At 57.5% G+C, this 17913-nt stretch carries 16 protein-coding genes; 14 read left to right on the forward strand and 2 right to left on the reverse strand.

The window, feature by feature from the left end; translation table 11 throughout:
- Positions 1 to 294 precede the first annotated feature (294 nt).
- Positions 295 to 1590 (forward strand): citrate synthase, encoded by a 1296-nt coding sequence (locus tag OZX72_RS03150; RefSeq protein ID WP_277158962.1) that lies wholly within the window; start codon positions 295 to 297, stop codon positions 1588 to 1590.
- Positions 1591 to 1681: 91 nt separating this feature from the next.
- Here the strand turns inward: OZX72_RS03150 and dapD are convergent, their stop codons facing one another.
- Positions 1682 to 2686 (reverse strand): 2,3,4,5-tetrahydropyridine-2,6-dicarboxylate N-succinyltransferase, encoded by a 1005-nt coding sequence (dapD, locus tag OZX72_RS03155; RefSeq protein WP_277158963.1) that lies wholly within the window; start codon positions 2684 to 2686, stop codon positions 1682 to 1684.
- A gap of 124 nt (positions 2687 to 2810) precedes the next feature.
- Here dapD and OZX72_RS03160 point away from each other — a divergent pair, with 124 nt between their 5' ends.
- The 11 genes from OZX72_RS03160 to OZX72_RS03210 all read left to right on the forward strand — a co-directional run bounded on the left by OZX72_RS03160 (position 2811) and on the right by OZX72_RS03210 (position 14676).
- A complete protein-coding gene (locus OZX72_RS03160) occupies positions 2811 to 2942 on the forward strand; it encodes a hypothetical protein (protein ID WP_277158964.1) in 132 nt (43 codons plus the stop codon).
- Positions 2943 to 3153: 211 nt separating this feature from the next.
- Positions 3154 to 4317, forward strand: a complete 1164-nt coding sequence (gene prfB / locus OZX72_RS03165) for a peptide chain release factor 2 (RefSeq protein ID WP_277158965.1) — start codon at positions 3154 to 3156, stop codon at positions 4315 to 4317.
- A gap of 93 nt (positions 4318 to 4410) precedes the next feature.
- Complete coding sequence (ftsE, locus tag OZX72_RS03170; protein WP_277158966.1) at positions 4411 to 5718, forward strand: cell division ATP-binding protein FtsE; 1308 nt, start codon at positions 4411 to 4413, stop codon at positions 5716 to 5718.
- Entirely contained in the window at positions 5715 to 6638 is a 924-nt protein-coding gene (gene ftsX / locus OZX72_RS03175) for a permease-like cell division protein FtsX (RefSeq protein WP_277158967.1), read from the forward strand. The genes ftsE and ftsX overlap by 4 nt, the downstream gene beginning before the upstream one ends.
- A 102-nt stretch (positions 6639 to 6740) precedes the next feature.
- The gene (locus OZX72_RS03180; protein WP_277158968.1) at positions 6741 to 8072 is read left to right on the forward strand and encodes a CHAP domain-containing protein; all 1332 of its coding nucleotides are present in this window, start codon (positions 6741 to 6743) and stop codon (positions 8070 to 8072) included.
- Between the two features lie 160 nt (positions 8073 to 8232).
- On the forward strand, positions 8233 to 8712 hold the full coding sequence (smpB, locus tag OZX72_RS03185; RefSeq protein ID WP_277158969.1) for an SsrA-binding protein SmpB: 480 nt from the start codon (positions 8233 to 8235) through the stop codon (positions 8710 to 8712).
- Between the two features lie 130 nt (positions 8713 to 8842).
- On the forward strand, positions 8843 to 9772 hold the full coding sequence (locus tag OZX72_RS03190) for an ABC transporter substrate-binding protein (RefSeq protein WP_277159346.1): 930 nt from the start codon (positions 8843 to 8845) through the stop codon (positions 9770 to 9772).
- A gap of 300 nt (positions 9773 to 10072) precedes the next feature.
- Positions 10073 to 11059 carry an amino acid ABC transporter permease gene (locus OZX72_RS03195; RefSeq protein ID WP_348519669.1) on the forward strand — a complete coding sequence of 329 codons (987 nt, stop codon included), beginning with the start codon at positions 10073 to 10075 and terminating at the stop codon, positions 11057 to 11059.
- Between the two features lie 17 nt (positions 11060 to 11076).
- On the forward strand, positions 11077 to 11970 hold the full coding sequence (locus tag OZX72_RS03200; RefSeq protein WP_277158970.1) for an amino acid ABC transporter ATP-binding protein: 894 nt from the start codon (positions 11077 to 11079) through the stop codon (positions 11968 to 11970).
- Positions 11971 to 12043: 73 nt separating this feature from the next.
- Positions 12044 to 13933 (forward strand): glutamine--fructose-6-phosphate transaminase (isomerizing), encoded by a 1890-nt coding sequence (gene glmS / locus OZX72_RS03205; protein ID WP_277158971.1) that lies wholly within the window; start codon positions 12044 to 12046, stop codon positions 13931 to 13933.
- Positions 13934 to 13938: 5 nt separating this feature from the next.
- Positions 13939 to 14676, forward strand: coding sequence for a pseudouridine synthase (locus OZX72_RS03210; protein WP_277158972.1), 738 nt, complete (start codon positions 13939 to 13941; stop codon positions 14674 to 14676).
- 18 nt (positions 14677 to 14694) lie between these two features.
- On the opposite strand, the gene OZX72_RS03215 is transcribed toward OZX72_RS03210, so the two are convergent.
- Positions 14695 to 15681, reverse strand: a complete 987-nt coding sequence (locus OZX72_RS03215) for a LacI family DNA-binding transcriptional regulator (RefSeq protein WP_277159347.1) — start codon at positions 15679 to 15681, stop codon at positions 14695 to 14697.
- A 283-nt stretch (positions 15682 to 15964) separates the two neighbouring features.
- On the opposite strand from OZX72_RS03215, the gene OZX72_RS03220 reads away from it, so the two are divergent.
- Positions 15965 to 16894 carry a sugar ABC transporter permease gene (locus OZX72_RS03220; protein WP_277158973.1) on the forward strand — a complete coding sequence of 310 codons (930 nt, stop codon included), beginning with the start codon at positions 15965 to 15967 and terminating at the stop codon, positions 16892 to 16894.
- Positions 16891 to 17913 carry a carbohydrate ABC transporter permease gene (locus OZX72_RS03225; protein ID WP_277158974.1) on the forward strand — a complete coding sequence of 341 codons (1023 nt, stop codon included), beginning with the start codon at positions 16891 to 16893 and terminating at the stop codon, positions 17911 to 17913. The genes OZX72_RS03220 and OZX72_RS03225 overlap by 4 nt, the downstream gene beginning before the upstream one ends.

Here is a 17913-nt window from a genome sequence, read left to right on the forward strand (position 1 = left end):
AAGCCCTTATATTTATCGAAGTGGCATCCGCAACTTGAAGTGCGGATGCCACTTTTGTTTTAACCTTGGTGTTTTTCTTATAATCAATAATTCCTAAGACCCAAAGTAACCTCAATAACCTTATTTTTGAGGGATGGATGTACGGAACGTGGACATCGGTTGCGCCAGTTTACATTCATGCAATAAGGTATGTTCAATCCCTGATTGGTTGTGGCAACGCTCTTGATTTTGTCTGGTTATACAGAAAAACGGGTGGCACACTCACCATCGGGACTGGAAGGGAAGGTGAAAGCCATGGTGGAGGCAAAACTCAATGTGGACGCGAGCAAGTTCGATCTGCCCGTGGTCAAGGCCACGGAGGGAGCGGACGGCATTGTGGTCTCCAGCCTCAAAAATGATGGCTTCGTCACCCTCGACCCGGGTTTCCTGACCACCGCCCAGTGCGAATCCAAAATCACGTTCATCGACGGTCAGAATTCCATCCTGCGTTATCGCGGCTACCCGATCGAGCAGCTTTGCGAACAGTCCGATTTCCTTGAAGTGGCTTGGTTGCTGCAGCATGGCGAGTTGCCAAGCAAGGCCGAATACGACCAGTTTTGCCTCGACCTGAACCACCGCACGATGGTGGGCGAGGACTTCCGCACTTTCATGGCCTCGTTCCCGCGTTCGGCACAACCGATGAGCGTGCTCGCCTCGGCCATTAATGCGCTCGCGGCCTTCTATCCGGACACCACCGACATCAGCGATCCGGACCAGCTCGACGAATCGGCGCGCATCATCATGGCCAAGGCCCGCACCATCGTCAGCTACATCTATCGCCGTCGTCGCGACGAGCCCATGCTTTACCCGGATGTCGCTCGTGGTTACGTCGACGATTTCCTGCGTATGTGCTTCGCCGTGCCTTACGAGCCGTACGAATCCGACGAACTTTCCATCCACTCGTTGGGCCGTCTGCTCATCATCCATGCCGACCACGAGCAGAACTGCTCGACCTCTGTGGTGCGCATTGCCGGCAGTGCCCACGCCAACCTGTATTCGGCGGTGGCGGCCGGTGTCAACGCGCTTTCCGGACCGCTGCATGGCGGTGCCAACGAAGCGGTGTTGAGGCAGCTTGAAGTCATCCGTGATTCCGGTGAAAGCGTGCGCCAGTTTGTCGAAAACACGAAGAAGGAAGGGAAGCGCATCTCTGGTTTCGGCCACCGCGTCTACAAATGTTACGACCCGCGTGCGGTGGTCGCCAAACATTATCTAGAGCAGCTGATGGCCCGAGGCGATGTTGACAATCGCCTGCCTGCCGATGAACGGGCTTTGTTTGCTATTGCCACGGAACTTGAGGACATCGCCACGCACGACGACTATTTCATTTCTCGCCACCTTTACCCGAACGTCGATTTCTACACCGGACTGCTGTATCGGGTCATCGGCTTTGACGCCCCGATGTTCACCCCGCTGTTCGCGCTTGGTCGCATCCCTGGCTGGATCGCGCAATACCGTGAGATGCTGGCGGACCCACAGACCAAGATTGGCCGTCCGCGGCAGGTCTACACCGGCCAAACTGAGCGTGACTACATACCGATGGATCAGCGTTAGGTTCCAAAACGCAAGTCGGGGAATAGGTTTTTGAGAATGGCGGAAAATGGCCGATCCGAAAAACCTATTCCCCGACTTGCGCGGAGTGATATTAGTTCTTGTGCAGCTTCTCGTTCAGAGCGATGCCGACCTTGCGGTAGCGGGCCTCGATGGCGCCGGTCACCGAGTTGCGGATGAAGAGAATGTTGTCTTTGCCCGAGAGCTCGGATCCCTTGACGACTTCGAGCGGTTCGCCCGCCGCGATCTTGGCCTTGTCGTGGATGGTGATCTTCGTACCGGCGGTGACGTAAAGCCCCGCCTCCACAACGCAGTTGTCACCCAGCGAGATACCGATGCCGGCGTTCGCGCCCAAGAGGCTGTGCTCGCCGATGGAGTTGCGCAACTTGCCGCCGCCGGAAAGCGTGCCCATGATTGACGAGCCGCCGCCGACGTCCGAGCCGTTGCCGACGGTGACGCCCTGAGAAACCCGACCTTCGATCATGCAGGTGCCGAGCGTTCCGGCGTTGAAGTTGACGAAACCGGCGTGCATCACCGTTGTGCCGGCGGCCAGATGAGCGCCGAGACGTACGCGGTCGGCGTCGCCGATGCGCACGCCCTCAGGCACCACATAGTCAATCATGCGCGGGAATTTGTCGACGCTGAGCACGTTGACATCGATGTAAGGGGTAGGCATGCCGCTGGCATCCCTGCTGGAGCGGACGACCGCGTTCATCACGTCCATCTTGCGCAGTGCGAAGTTTTCGGCGGCGAACGGTCCGTAATTGGTCCACACTACGTTGGACAACTTGGCAAAAATACCGTCGAGATTGATGGTGTTCGGCTCGACCATGCACATGCTCAGCAAATGCAGGCGCAGGTAGGCATCGGCAGCGTCGACGATAGGGGAGTCGAGAGCGGAAACGGTGAACACCGGCACGCGCCGTACGCCACGCTCGTCTACTTTGGTGCGTACGAGGGCGTCGAATCCGTGGTGGGGACGGTCGGCCTCAGCCGGCGCCGCGCCCATTTCCAACTTTGGATACCACACGTCCAGCGTGTTGCCCGCCTCGTCGATCGAGGCCAGACCCCAGCCCCAAGCTGTCCGTTCGTCACTCATACTCGCTCCTTTTCGCTCAAGTGTTGAAATGAATATGTTTCTAATCTAGCGCATGTTGGCATTTTTGTCCCTGCAAAGCCCAAGAGCGACGCTAAATCCCGTAGGCTCGATACAATGAAGGATTGTGAGTGATTACAGGAAAGATCGCGAACGCCGCGAGAGCCGTCGCCGCAATATCGTGCGGGCGATCTGCATCGTCGTGGCCGCTTCGATGCTGATTGCGTTGGTGATTCCTGCAATCTATGCGGGTCTTTGACGACTTGCGTATATTACGGCGGTAAGGTCGTGACGGTTGAAACAGCCGGTTTTGTGGCACAGGATTCGTTGAAGGCAATGAATTGATACGTACCTTATAAATCAGAAGGTTTGTGGAAACCGTAAGAACGGGAAACGGAATCGGTATCCGACAATCTTGCGCCGAGAGGCAATCAGAGAGTTTTCAGCGAGTAAATATAAGGTGGAGTGCAATGGCAGAATTTGATTTTTCACAAGCGTTGGGCGAGGCGCGTAGCAAATACGAGACGATTGAAAAGGCGCTGGACGTCGATCGCCTAAAGTCCGAAATCGGCGAACTCGAGAAAGAGGCATCGGCGCCGAATCTCTGGGACAACGTCGAGAACGCGCAGAAGGTCACCAGCCGGCTTTCCAACAAACAGGGGCTGGTCAAGAAGCTCGATTCGCTTTCGAGCAGGCTTGACGACATCGAAACCCTTTATGAGTTGGGACAGGAAGAGGACGACGTCGATTCAATGAAAGAGGCTCAGAACGGCGTCGATGCGCTGCAGAAAGACCTCGACGAGATGGAGATCCAGACCCTGCTCGACGGCGAATACGATGAGCGCAGCGCGGTCGTTACCATCCGAAGCGGCGCGGGCGGTGTCGATGCGGCCGATTTCGCGCAGATGCTCCTGCGCATGTACCTGCGTTGGGCCGAGCGCAACGGCTACAAGGCCAAGGTCATGGATACGTCCTACGCCGAAGAGGCCGGCATCAAATCAGCAACGTTCGAGGTCGATGCGCCCTATGCTTACGGCCGTCTTTCCGTCGAGGGTGGCACGCATCGCTTGGTCCGTATATCACCTTTCGATAACCAAGGCCGTCGTCAGACCAGCTTTGCGGCGGTCGAAGTGGTGCCATTGGTTGAGGAGACCGACCATATCGATATCCCCGATTCCGATATTCGTGTGGACACCTACTGCTCGTCAGGCCCCGGTGGCCAGGGCGTCAACACCACGTATTCCGCGGTCCGTATCACCCATTTGCCCACCGGCATCGTGGTGACCATGCAGGACGAGCGCAGCCAGATTCAGAACCGTGCTGCTGCCATGGCCGTGCTCCAGTCTCGCCTTCTCGTGCTCCGCCATGAAGAGGAAGCCAAGAAGAAGAAGGAGTTGGCCGGCGACATCAAGGCCAGCTGGGGCGATCAGATGCGTTCGTATGTATTGCATCCTTATCAGATGGTCAAGGATTTGCGTACCGGCTACGAAACCAGCCAGACACAGGCGGTTTTTGACGGCGATATCAACGGGTTTATCGATGCCGGCATCCGCTGGCGTCATGAACAGCGTCGTCAGGCAGCGCTTGAAGCCGAGCAGGCCCAAGACAAAACCAAGGCAAATGGTAAAAAGTAAAGACTTTCGGTGACTTCGATAGAATCAGGACAATCTGCGATGCTGGAGTCCGTAGACTTGGACTTGAGCAGCAAACAGTAAGGAAACGGCATTATGGCGTTGATCACATTGGACAAGGTCTCCAAGATCTACCCGAAGGGCACCAGGCCAGCCCTAGACCATATCAACCTCAACATTGAACGTGGCGATTTCGTCTTTCTTGTGGGCGCTTCAGGCTCCGGCAAAACGACATTGCTGAGCTTGCTGCTGCGCGAGGAAGAGGCCACGGACGGCGAAATCCGTGTGGCCGGCAACGATTTGCGCCGCCTCAATTCCCGTCAGATTCCGCAGTATCGTCGTTCGATCGGTTTCATTTTCCAGGACTACAAGCTGCTGAACAACAAAACCGTCTGGCAGAACGTCGCCTTTGCGCTCGAAGTGATCGGCACGCGCCGTTCGACCATTAAGTCGTTGGTTCCCAAAGTCCTTGAAACCGTAGGGCTTACCGGCAAGGAAAAGAACTACCCGCACGAGCTTTCCGGCGGCGAGGCCCAGCGTGTGGCCATCGCCCGCGCCTACGTCAACCACCCGCAGATCCTTCTGGCCGATGAGCCCACCGGTAATCTCGACCCGACAACGTCTTTGGGTATCATGGAGGTCCTGGACGCTATCAACCGTACCGGCACCACCATCGTGATGGCCACACACAACGAGGAAATCGTCAATTCCATGCGCAAACGCGTCGTCGAACTGCACGCAGGCAAGATCGTGCGCGACGAAGCCAAGGGCAGCTATGATTCGGCCCGCTACTTTCCGGATGCCGACGTGGAATCTAAGGCCAAGCAGGTCATCGACCCCAACGCCAGCAAATTCAAGCGCCCGCAGACATTTGCCAAGGTCATATCACCGGCTGACGGGCAGGCCGACAATGCCCAACCCATTGATGACCGTTCCATCGTCGCCACCCAGGCCATGGATGTTGTTGCCGATGCTGTGGCCAACGGTACCGGCGAAAACGAGGGTATCGCGCGTCTTGCCAATGCCGTGCATTCCGGCAGAACGGGACGATACGGCGAAGCCTTCCAATCGGCCGAGACCACGATGACGTGGGGCAAAGGCCTGACGGCCGAGGAATTGACCAGTGCTCAGAAACCGCTATCCGGTTCAGCACAGGCCGATACAGCCAATGCCAGTAAAGCACAAGCCGCGAAGGCCAGCAGGGTAAACGCTGATAAAGCGAAGGTAAGCAAAGCGAAAGCAAAGACCAAAGCACCGTCGCTTCCTGCACCCCCGGTTCCGCCATCGCAATCCAAGTTGAAACCAATGCCTGCGGCAGCCAAAAATGCGCAAAACAACAAACAAGTCCAGGACGCACAAGTTCGTAGCAACAGCGACGGCCAGAATGCGGAGGAGCGGAAATGAGAGCACGGTTCATTCTTTCTGAAACATGGACGAGCTTGAGACAGAACGTCTCGATGATTCTTTCCGTGCTGTTGGTCACCTTCATCTCTTTCCTCTTTATCGGCGCTTCCGGCCTGATGCAGGCGCAGATCACCAAGGCGAAGGGTGACTGGTACAAGGAGGTCGAAGTCGTGGTCTGGCTTTGCCCTGACGGCACCAGCCAGGCCGCCAACTGCTCGGCCGGCAAGGCGCCCACCCAGCAGGAAATCCTCCAGCTTCAGCACAAGATTCACAGCGAACTCGGCAACGTGGTCTCGAAAATCACTTACGAAAGCCGCGAGGACTTTTACAAGAACACGTTCCTCAAGCAATACCCGAACGGCATCTATCAGGGTCGAACGCTCACGGCCGCGGATATGCAGGATTCGCTGAGACTCAAGCTCAAAGACCCGACCAAATATCAAGAGGTCTCCGAAACGCTTTCAGGCAGCCAAGGGGTCGAGGAGGTGCTTGACCAGCGACAGATCTTCGACCCGGTCTTTGCGGTGCTTAACAAAGGTACCGTGGTCACGTTGGTCTTGGCGGCGGTGATGGTGGTCGTGGCTGTCCTGCTGACAGCGATCACCATACGTATGAGTGCGGCTTCAAGGAAAAACGAGACCGAGATTATGCGTCTGGTGGGTGCCTCGAACTGGACAATTCGATTACCGTTCGTGCTTGAAGGCGTTTTGGCCTCGTTGTTGGGCTCGTTGCTCTCCTGTGCGGCTCTGAGCGCCATCGTCAAGCTGTTCATCACTGATTGGCTTGCCAAGACGGTGCAGTGGATGCCTTTCGTCAACCAGACGACGGTGTGGCTAATGGCCCCGGCGCTGGTTGTCGGCGCGATGCTGCTTTCCGCCATTGTTTCGACGATATCCCTACGGCGATATCTGCGGGTTTAGGAGACCAAGACCTACTATTATATTGTAATAGACTCACTATCTGGACTGATAATATGGGTTTGTTACAATGGGGACACTGCATTACTTAAGAAAGGTGTTGTCGTGCTGAAAGTCACTCAACGTTTGCGTCTGTTTGTGGGGATGGTACTTGCCGTCGCTACGCTTCTGACTTCCGCCGCTGCGGTATTTACCATCAATCCGGAGCAGGCCGAGGCCGCCACTTGGGGGGATTACCAGCAGAAGCAACAGGAAACCAACGATCTGCGCAACCAGCTTGCCGGGGTCAATTCCGATTTGGCGAACAAGATCATCCAGCTCAACGATTTGACCGATAACCAGATTCCTGCGGCCCAGCAGGCAGCCGATGCCGCACAGGGCAGCGCCACGCAGGCCCAGACCGCGGCGCAATCGACCACAGACCGCCTCAACGCCGCCATCAAAGACAAGAACGACCTGCAGGCCAAGATTAAGCAGACCGGTATCGATTACGATGATGCGAAGGCCGGCGTCGCTCAGGTGGCGCGCGACAGCTTCCACGCTACGCAGGCCACGCAGGTCATGGACGTGGTCACCAAGTCTTCCACCACTCAGGATTTCGTCGATAAGATGCAGTCGCAGGCCGCCGTCAAGCGCAGCGAAGCCAACGCCGCCGACGAGGATGCCAATACGCTCAACTCTTCCATGAACCGCAAGCAGCGTCTTGACGCCATCGAAGCACAGATTTCCAAACTCAAGATTCAGGCCGACAGCGACGCAGCAGCGGCCCAGCAGGCAGCCCAGACTGCGCAGGCCAAGCAGAGCAGCCTGCAGGACCTGCTCAGCCAGGGTATGAGCCAGCGTGATTATCTGCAAAGCCAGCAGAGCCAGCTGACCACGGATTCTGCAAGGGCCGCGGCGCAGACGGTATCGTTGAAGGCGCAGATCGACGCACAGTCCCAAGCACAGGCTGCGGCTTATAACAACAACTACAACGCACATTCCAGCGGGCAGACATGGGGCAGTGGCTCATCCTCCGGTGGCGGCAGCTATACTCCCGCACCCGCGCCTGCGCCTGCAGCTCCTTCGGTTCCGGCTTGGAGCGGTGGATACGCGCCGTACCCGCCTCGCCAGTGCACGCTTTGGGCTTGGATGCGTAGGAACGCTTTGGGCAGGCCCGTCACCGGAACTATGGGCAACGGCGGAGACTGGGCCAATAGCGCGCGCGCCTTGGGCTGGTCGGTTGGACGTACGCCCGCTGTCGGTGCGGTCGTCGTCTTCGCCCGCGGCCAGAGCGTCGGTGGCCATTGGACTGCCGACTACACGTATGGCCATGTGGCCGTAGTCGAGTCGATTAATGGCGGCATGATGATGATTTCCGAGGGTGGCACCGGATTCTCCACCTTCCCGGCTTATGAGACCATTGGTGCTTCGAGCGCTTACGAATATATTTACTGATACTGACGGCTGGTTTCGGTTGTTGGCTTGATTGATTGCCATAACCGCCAAGTTGTGAACGCGCTGCCCTTACCGGGTGGCGCGTTCGTGCTATGGTCGGGGCATATCAGACGTGAAGAAAAATCGGGAAAGATTAGGGTTTCAGGCAAAGGGGAAAGGCATGGCGAAGGAACAAGGCACAAAGCTCATCGCGCAGAACCGCAAGGCTCGGCACAACTATACGATCGAAGACCATTACGAAGCTGGCCTGGTGCTTACCGGTACGGAAGTCAAGTCGTTGCGCGAAGGCCGTGCGTCGCTGGCGGAATCGTTCGTCTCCATTGACCGCAACGGCGAGATGTGGCTGGAAGGCGCGAACATACCCGAATATCTCAATGGTACGTGGAACAACCACGCCCCGAAGCGTAAGCGTAAACTGCTCCTGCATGCCTCGCAGATCGCCAAGCTTAGCCGACAGACGGAGGCGAAGGGTTATACCATCGTGCCGCTGAGTCTCTATTTCAAGGATGGCCGAGTGAAGGCAGAAATCGCCTTGGCCCGAGGCAAGAAGGAATACGACAAGCGTCAATCCTTGCGCGAGGCCGAAGACAAGCGCGAGGCGCTGCGTGCGATGCGCTACAAGAACAAATTGGTGCGCTGAGTTCATTCTTATTTTCGATGTCCATTTATTGAGATGGAGTTTTTGCATAAATACGTAGGTGAGTATATTATGCATTTATACGAAGAAGGCGGAGCGAGTGAATCCGCCCCAGAGAGGATTCAATATGTCGCTGAAAATTTCCAAGTCGATCAAGGTCGTTCTGGCCAGTGTCTGTGCCACCGCGATGCTGGCCAGCGTGGCTGCGTGCGGCACCACTGATGAAAGCGATCAGAGCGCGACGCCCAAGAGCAGCGACTCCATCACCGGCTCCGTGAAGAAAGACGAGAAGATTGCCTCAATGCTTCCGGATTCAATCAAAAAAGACGGCAAGTTCACCGTCGGTGTCTCGCCTGATTACGCTCCTGCCGAGTTCCTCGACAAGGACGGCAAGACCCCGATCGGCTACGACATGGATATCGCCAAGTCGCTTGCCGCCATTTTCGGCTTGAAGTTCGACCCGACCGCCGCAGAATTCGACTCCATCATGCCCGGTATCGGTTCGAAATACGATGTCGGCATCTCCGGCTTCACCATGGATCCCGCCCGTAAGGACGCCGGTGAATTCGTCTCATTCCTCAATGTTGGTGCCTCCTTCGCCGTGCAGAAAGGCAACCCTAAGAAGCTTACGGTCGACAACCTGTGCGGGCACAGCGTGTCCGTGCAGACCGGCACCGTTCACGAAAAGACGGTGAAAAGCCTGAGCCAGCAGTGCGTTGCCGCGGGCAAGAAGGCCATCGACATCCAGTCCATGAAGGAGCAGACCGTGGTGGCGACCAACGTGGCCAACGGCAAGGCTGACGCGTTCTGCGCCGATTCGCCCGTTTCTGGCTATGCGGTCAAGAAGAGCGAAGGCGGTCTTGAACTTCTAGGCAAGGCCTTCAATATGACGCCTGAAGCCGTGGTGGTTAAGAAGGGCGACATGCAGACCGCGAAGGCGGTGCAGGCCGCTATGCAGAAGCTCATGGACGACGGCACCTATATGAAGATTCTCAAGTCTTGGGGCGACGAGTCCGGAGCCATTCAGCAATCCAAGATCAACGATTATACCGACGTCAAATAAGTATATGGCGAAGTGGTCAGTCCGATCGATGCCGGTGGGTGTCGGTCGGACTTCCTTGTCATTGCCGGTACTGCGCGGGTGATGGCATTGTCGGCTTTGCCGTTGTCACAAGCGGAATGGTTGTCGGTGGCGAAGTGTCTTGTGTGAAGTAAATCAGCCTTGGTGTCCCTGTATACGAGACAACGTAACAATTATGCGTAGCTTCGTATAATATACAAATAGGTTTTATGCGTGTTCTGCTTCTTGGAACGCGACGTCAGGTTGTGGTTTTTAACAGCGATGAAAGAGGAAAGGTGCGTTATGGCACACAAGAGCCAATCGGATGGACTGGATATTCCCAATCGGATTCATGCAAGGCCGGTGCATCGTCCCGGTTCGCTGATCGCCGGAGTCATTGTAACTCTGCTCGCGGCGTTGCTTGTATACGGCATGGTGACCAACCCGCAGTTCGGCTGGCCCATAGTGTGGAAATATCTGTTCAACGAGCATGTGCTAAACGGCATCGGCTGGACGCTCATTCTGACAGTGACCTCCATGCTCATCGCCATCGTGCTGGCCGTGCTGCTGGCGGTGATGCGCAAGTCCGTCAACCCGGTACTGCGCGGGGTCAGCTGGTTCTGGATCTGGTTCTTCCGTGGGACGCCTGTCTATACGCAGCTGGTATTCTGGGGCCTTTTCTCGGTGCTGATTCCGACGATTTCGCTGGGAATTCCGTTTACTAAAATCAATTTTTGGTCGATGGACACCCAACAGCTCAACAAACTCATTGCTCCAGGCTTCCTTGCCGCCATGCTCGGTCTGGCATTGAACGAATCGGCTTATCTTGCCGAAATCGTGCGTGCCGGACTTGAAGCCGTCGATCCCGGCCAAAGCGAGGCCGCAGAAGCGCTGGGCATGCCTCGTACGATGATCATGCGCCGCGTGGTCCTCCCGCAGGCCATGCGTATCATTGTCCCTCCCACTGGCAACGAGGTCATCAGCATGCTCAAAACCACTTCGCTGGTCTCTGCCGTGCCGTTCAGTCTTGAGATTCAGTTTGCCACCAACGCCATCGCCAATCGTATCCTCAAGCCGATTCCGTTGCTCATGGTGGCCTGCTTCTGGTATTTGGTAATCACTTCCATTCTTATGGTCGTGCAGGCTTGGCTCGAACGATACTTTGGCAAGGGATTCAATGAAGGTTCGGATGGTCCGGATGTCGAAGACGGCGGCGGTGATGCCGAAAAGCCTGCCGTCAAAGCGGCCAGTACCACCGGCGAAACGGCATTCCTCGGATTGAACGCGTGAAGGAAGACGAGACGGAGATGAACGATATGACAACGAATGATTCGACTGCGCAAACCACGCCAAGCGAGCAGAAATCCGATAGCTTCAAGGGTTCCAACGGCACCGACAGCGCAGCGCAGACTCCTTTGGACAACGCTGCTGCAGTACCGGCCGTCAAAGCCACGCAGGTCCACAAGGCGTTCGGCAGCCTGCATGTGCTCAAAGGCATCGATATGACGGTGATGCCGGGTACGGTGACGGTGATTCTTGGGCCTTCCGGCTCTGGAAAATCCACGTTCCTACGGCTAATCAACCAGCTCGAGACGCTGACTGGTGGCAGCATTGAGGTCGATGGTGAGCTGATCGGCTATAAGCACGTCAACCACGCCGGTAAGGACGAACTGCAGACCCTGAACGACAAGGAAATCGCTAGGCAGCGCGAGAAGCTGGGGATGGTGTTTCAGCGTTTCAACCTCTTCCCGCACCGCACTGTGCTCGAAAACGTGATGGAGGCGCCGGTTCATGTCGCCAAGGTTCCCAAGGCCAAGGCCCGCGAAGAAGCTATGCGCGAGCTCGAACGCGTGGGCATGGCTGACCGTGCCGACTATTATCCGATGCAGCTTTCCGGCGGGCAGCAGCAGCGTGTAGCCATCGCCCGCGCTCTGGCCATGAACCCCAAAATCATGCTTTTCGACGAGCCAACTTCGGCACTTGACCCGGAGTTGGTAGGCGAAGTGCTCGGGGTGATGCGCTCGCTGGCCGACGCTGGCATGACTATGATTGTGGTGACCCATGAAATCGGGTTCGCACGCGAAGTGGGGGACCAGATCGTCTTCATGGATGATGGCGTAGTCGTCGAACACGGCGGTCCCGAAATCATCGACCACCCTCAGGAGCCCCGCTTCAAGGATTTCTTGAGCCACGTGCTGTAGTTATATCGGCAGATGGTGAAACTTTCGCGGGGGTGGTGTTGCGTTTCAGGCGCATCACGTAGACTGGGATGCTATGTGTGGAATCGTAGGATTTGCAGGAAACAAGACAGCTTGTGGAAAACCACTGGAAGTGTGCATGCAGGGGCTCAAGCGCCTCGAATACCGCGGATATGATTCGGCTGGCGTGGCGTTGGCCGCCCCGGGAATGAATACTGTCGCCGTACGTAAGAAATCCGGTCGTCTGGCCAATCTCGCCGCGGATATCGAACGCAGCCCTATGCCGGATGCGACTGTGGGTATCGGCCATACCCGCTGGGCCACGAACGGCGAGCCGAGCGACGTCAATGCGCATCCGCATACCAGTCAGGACGGTAAGATTGCCATCATCCACAACGGCATCATCGAAAACGCCGAAAAGCTGAGGATGGACCTGCAAACCGAAGGTTACACCTTCCTTTCCGCTACGGATACCGAAGTGGCCGCGAAACTGCTCGGCAAGATTGCCAATACCATCATCGAGGAAACCGGCAAGCCCGACCTGTTCGAAGCGATACGTCGCATGGCCCGTATGCTTTCTGGTGCGTTCACCATTCTGGCTGTGGATGTCCGCCAGCCCGAAATCGTGGTCGGCGCCCGTCATGATTCTCCGCTGGTTGTTGGTCTCGGCGATGGCGAGAATTTCCTAGGCTCGGATGTGGCGGCGTTCGTCGCCTATACCAAAGAGGCGATGGAACTCGACCAGGACCAGGCGGTCTGCATTTCCGGCGATTCCGTCACCGTCACTGACTTCGACGGTAACCCGGTCACCGATTCTAAATGTTTTACCATCGACTGGGACGCCAGCGCCTCCGAAAAGGGCGGCTGGGACTCCTTCATGGACAAGGAAATCCACGAGGAACCAGCAGCGGTACGCAATACGCTGCTCGGCCGTTTCAACGAAGACGGCGAAATCAAGCTTGACGAGCTGCATATCGATCCGGAAGTCTTCAAGCAGATTGACAAGATCATCGTTGTGGCCTGCGGCACCGCAAGTTACGCCGGCATGGTCGCCAAATACGCCATCGAGCATTGGGTGCGTATTCCCGTAGAGGTCGAGCTAGCGCACGAATTCCGCTATCGCGACCCTATTCTGACTCCGCGTACATTGGTTGTCGCCATCTCGCAGTCCGGCGAGACCATGGACACGCTGATGGCCCTGCGCCACGCCCGCGAGCAGGGTTCCCGCGTGCTCGCCATCTGCAACACGCAAGGTTCCACGATTCCGCGCGAATCCGACGCCGTTCTCTATACGCACGCCGGCCCGGAAATCGCCGTCGCCTCCACCAAGGCGTTCGTGGCCCAGATTATCGCCGCTTACCTACTTGGCCTATATTTCGCACAGATCAAAAATACGCTCTATCGTGATGAAATTCATCAGATTCTGGACCAGCTCAAGGCCATGCCCGAGAAGATCCAGTGGGTGCTCGACAACGACGCCAAAACCGTCAGCGATGCCGCGAAGAGGCTCTTAAACGCCAAGTCGTTCCTCTTCCTCGGCCGTTACGTCGGCTATCCGGTGGCGCTGGAAGGCGCGCTCAAATTGAAGGAAATCGCCTATACCTTCACTGAAGGTTTCGCCGCCGGTGAGCTTAAGCATGGGCCGATTGCGCTGGTGGAGCCCGGGGAGCCGGTGGTGGTCATCGTCCCGTCTTCGCGCGGGCGCAACGTGCTTCACAACAAGGTCATCTCCGCCATCGAAGAGGTCAAGGCGCGTGGTGCGTTCACCATCGCGGTGGCCGAGCTCGGCGACCCGGACGCCGAGAAATACGCGGACATCGTCTTCTGGCGTCCCGAATGCCCGACCCTCCTGAGTCCGTTGGTCGATGTGGTCCCGCTTCAGCTTTTCGCGCTCGACGTGGCCACACTCAAGGGTTACGACGTTGACAAGCCTCGCAACCTCGCTAAGTCCGTGACGGTCGAGTAGAAGATTTGCAACCCAAGCATCGGTTTGTGCTCGACGAGCCGGAAGTGCCGTTCGAGCTGACGATTCTTTATCAGGACGCGAACATCATCGTCGTGGACAAGCCGCATTTCCTCGCGACCACGCCGCGGGGGATGTGGTATCGGCAGACCGCACTTGTTCGGTTGCGCAAACATTTTAAAGAACCGCAGATTACCCCGGCTCACCGGCTCGACCGACTGACCGCCGGGGTGGTGCTTTTCGTTCGGAATCCCGAGCTGCGAGGTGCTTATCAGATGCTGTTTCAGGAGCATCGAGTTACAAAAGTATATGAATGCCTTGCGCCGGCAAAACCGATAATCCGGCCGAAAACCGGCACCATCGAGCGTCTGAACCCGCCTGCGGTTTTCCCGCTCAAGCGCCGTTCGCATATCGTCAAGGACCGCGGGCGTTTGCAGGCGTACGAGATACCTGGAAATGTCAACGCTGAAACTGTCATCGAGCTAGTGGCGATGGACGGGAATATTGCATCTCAAGGGGATCGCCGTTACGTTCTTCACCCGAAAACCGGTAAGACGCACCAGCTGCGTGTCCATATGAATTCACTGGGGCTGCCGATTAAAGGTGATGATTTATATCCGGAAATCCTCGAACCGGACTATGCCGACTTCTCCGAGCCGCTTCAACTCGTGGCCCGTTCCATGAGTTTCATTGACCCCGTCACCGGCGAGCCGCGTACTTTTACTTCTCAGGTCACTCTCGGCTGAGTCGTTCCTTACGATGTCCTACCTAATCGAACGAACGGAACCACGCTCGATGAGCTGCGTGGGAATGACGGTCTTAACCCCCGCGGGAACGTGCTGCCCGTTGCATTGCCACTTGATCATGTCGAAGGCGGTACGCCCGATCTGGTCGAACGGCATCTTCATCGTGGTCAGGTTGAGCCGGGGCACGAGGCCGACCAGCGAATCGTCCACGCCGACGATGCTGACGTCCTGCGGCACTTTTTTGCCAAGGCTTTCGTAGGCTTGGATGACCCCATAGGCCATCTGGTCGTTCGCCGCATAAATGGCGGTGCAGCGCGGATTGGTCGCCAATGACAGGCCTGCTTGATAGCCGCTGTCGGCATCCCAGTCGCCGATGTAGGTCTGCGGTATCGGCGCACCTACTTGCTCGAGCGCGTCGTGCCACCCCAGTTCGCGGCTCCGCGCCGCGCGTGAGGAAGTCGGTCCGGCGAGATGGTAGACCGTGGAATGCCCGTGGCTCAACAGATAGTCGACGATGGCGATGGAGCAGCCGTATTGGTCCGCGTCCACGGTGGGGCAGTGGTCCGAAGGTTCCTCGCTGATGAGGACCACCGGCAGATCCGGCAGGGGCACGTACGAGTTGACGTCGGGAAGATTCTTTTCCAGCACGACGATCACCCCGTCGACGGGCAGTTGCTTCATGCGGTTAATCGCTGCCTGCAGGGTGTGCGTGCTGTCGTAGCCGATCTGATGGAGGGTGACGGCATAATCGTTGTCGAGCGCTGCGCTGCTGATGCCGTTGAGGATGCGGGCGTTGCCGTACGAGGTCATATTGAAAAGCACGACACCGATATTGTTGAAATGCCCGTGCTTCAGCGCACGTGCCGCGTAATTCGGCCGGTAGCCGAGCTTCTGCATCGCGTCTTCGACACGTCGGTATGTAGCCGGTTTCACCGCGCTGCTGTGGTTGGCCACACGTGAGACGGTTTGCGGGGAAACCCCTGCTTCACGGGCGACATCCTGCATTGACACTACCCGGTTGGTTGGCATGGCTTAGCCTCTTATATCGTTGTTCGTTGGTCATATTGCACTTATATTGGTGACGATACCATGATTAGGGCATATTGCGTAACTGCGTCTCTCAAAAGCCGTGAATCCTATCAAGAGACGGAATGATTGATAAATGGGTATATCGACACGACTGGTGTTTTACTTTTGAGAATAAATGCTATAATGGTAACGTAAACATTTTCCATTGGCGGGTGAGGTTGGCTCGTCGCTGAGATTTCTTCGAAGGAGAAGATGCAAAATGAGTGCAGCAGAGGTTTCTGCCGGGCCAAGCCCCAAGGTGGACTCGGTGTCGGTTAACAAGCATCGTGTGGATTGGCGTGGTTGGAAGTTTTTGTGGCCGTTTGTGGTGGTGTTCCTGTTCGTGTTCATCGTGCCGATCGTTTATGCGATCTACCTGTCGTTCTTCCAGACGAGGATGATCGGCGGCACGGTGTTCGTGGGGTTCCAGAACTACATGAGGCTGTTCCATGACGGGCAGTTCTGGGGTTCGGTGTGGCGGGTGACGCTGTTCACACTGGTGCAGGTGCCGATCATGCTGGCCCTGTCGGCATTGCTGGCCCTGGCGCTGGATTCGATGCGCCTGCACGGCACGCGGTTCTTCCGCATCTCGACGTTCCTGCCGTACGCGGTGCCCGCGGTGGTCTCCACTTTGATCTGGGGATTCATGTATGGCGCGAAGTACGGCCTGGTCGGCTCGTTCAACACGTGGATGGGCACGCATCTGGACGTCCTGCAGCCGAGCGTTCTGCTCGCATCGATCGGCAACATCGTCACCTGGGAGTTCACGGGCTACAACATGCTGATCTTCTATTCGTCGCTTTCCACGATCCCGCATTCGCTTTACGAGGCGGCGGCGATCGACGGCGCGAGCGAGTGGCAGATCGTCAAGAAAATCAAGATGCCCGAATTGAAGGGCTCGCTGGCGATCACGGTGATCTTCAGCATCATCGGCAGCTTCCAGCTGTTCAACGAGCCGAGCATCATGCAGAACATGGTGCCGGGCAACGCGATCACCACGTACTACACGCCCAACATGTACGCGTACAACCTGAGCTTCACGGGCGGCCAGTCGAACTATGCGGCCGCTCTGGCGATCGTGATGGCCGTGATCACCATGGCGGTGGCCTACGCGGTGCAATTGAACAGCATGAAGGAGCAGATGAAATGAGCGGGACGACCATGCAAACCAAGACAACGTCCGGACCCGACCGTCTTTCTGCGTCCGAGCTGAAAGAGCAGGAGAAAGCGGCCAGAAAGGCCGAGAAGGTGCGCCAGCGCCGGGTGGCGAAGGACGAGGCTGCCGAGCGCAAACGGAGCGCGCACAGCGGGTTCAGCAACCCGGAGAACCCGCGCCGCAGCTGGCCGCTGACGATCGTGGTGGCGGTGTTCGCCGCGTACTGCCTGTTCCCGTTCGTCTACCTGCTGGTCAACGCCACCAAGACGCAGGCCGACTTCACCTCGACGTTCGGCCTCGGCTTCGGCCATACCTTCGCCCTGTGGGACAACCTCAGGGAGGTGTTCACCTACCAGGACGGCATCTTCGGCCGCTGGCTGCTGAACACGCTGCTCTACGTGGTGGTGGGCGCCGGCGGCGCCACCCTGCTGGCGATCATGGGCGGCTACGCGCTGGCCAAGTTCCGCTTCCCCGGCCGGAAGGCCGTGTTCGCGGTGGTCATCGGCGCGATCAGCGTGCCGGGCATCGCCCTGGCCGTCCCGCAGTTCCTCCTGTTCGCCAAGCTCGGGCTGACCAACACGCCCTGGGCGATGATCCTGCCGAGCCTGATCAGCCCGTTCGGGCTGTATCTGATGTGGATCTTCAGCGAGCAGGCCGTCCCGACCGAGCTTTTGGAGGCGGCGCATGTGGACGGGGCGGGCGAGTTCCGCACCTTCTTCACCATCGCCCTGCCACTGCTGGCCCCGGGCATCGTCACCACGGCCCTGTTCACGATCGTGGCGACATGGAACAACTACTTCCTGCCGCTGATCATGCTCAAGGACGCGGACTGGTACCCGCTCACCATCGGCCTGAACCAGTGGAAGGACCAGGCCTCGACGGCCGGCGGGCAGGCCATCCAGAACCTGGTGATCACCGGGAGCCTGGTCACCATCGTCCCGCTCGTGATCGCGTTCCTGCTCCTGCAGAAGTACTGGCAGTCCGGCCTCGCCGCAGGCGCTGTCAAAGAATAA

The sequence above is a fragment of the Bifidobacterium sp. ESL0769 genome (genome assembly GCF_029395495.1).
Classification (GTDB): domain Bacteria; phylum Actinomycetota; class Actinomycetes; order Actinomycetales; family Bifidobacteriaceae; genus Bifidobacterium.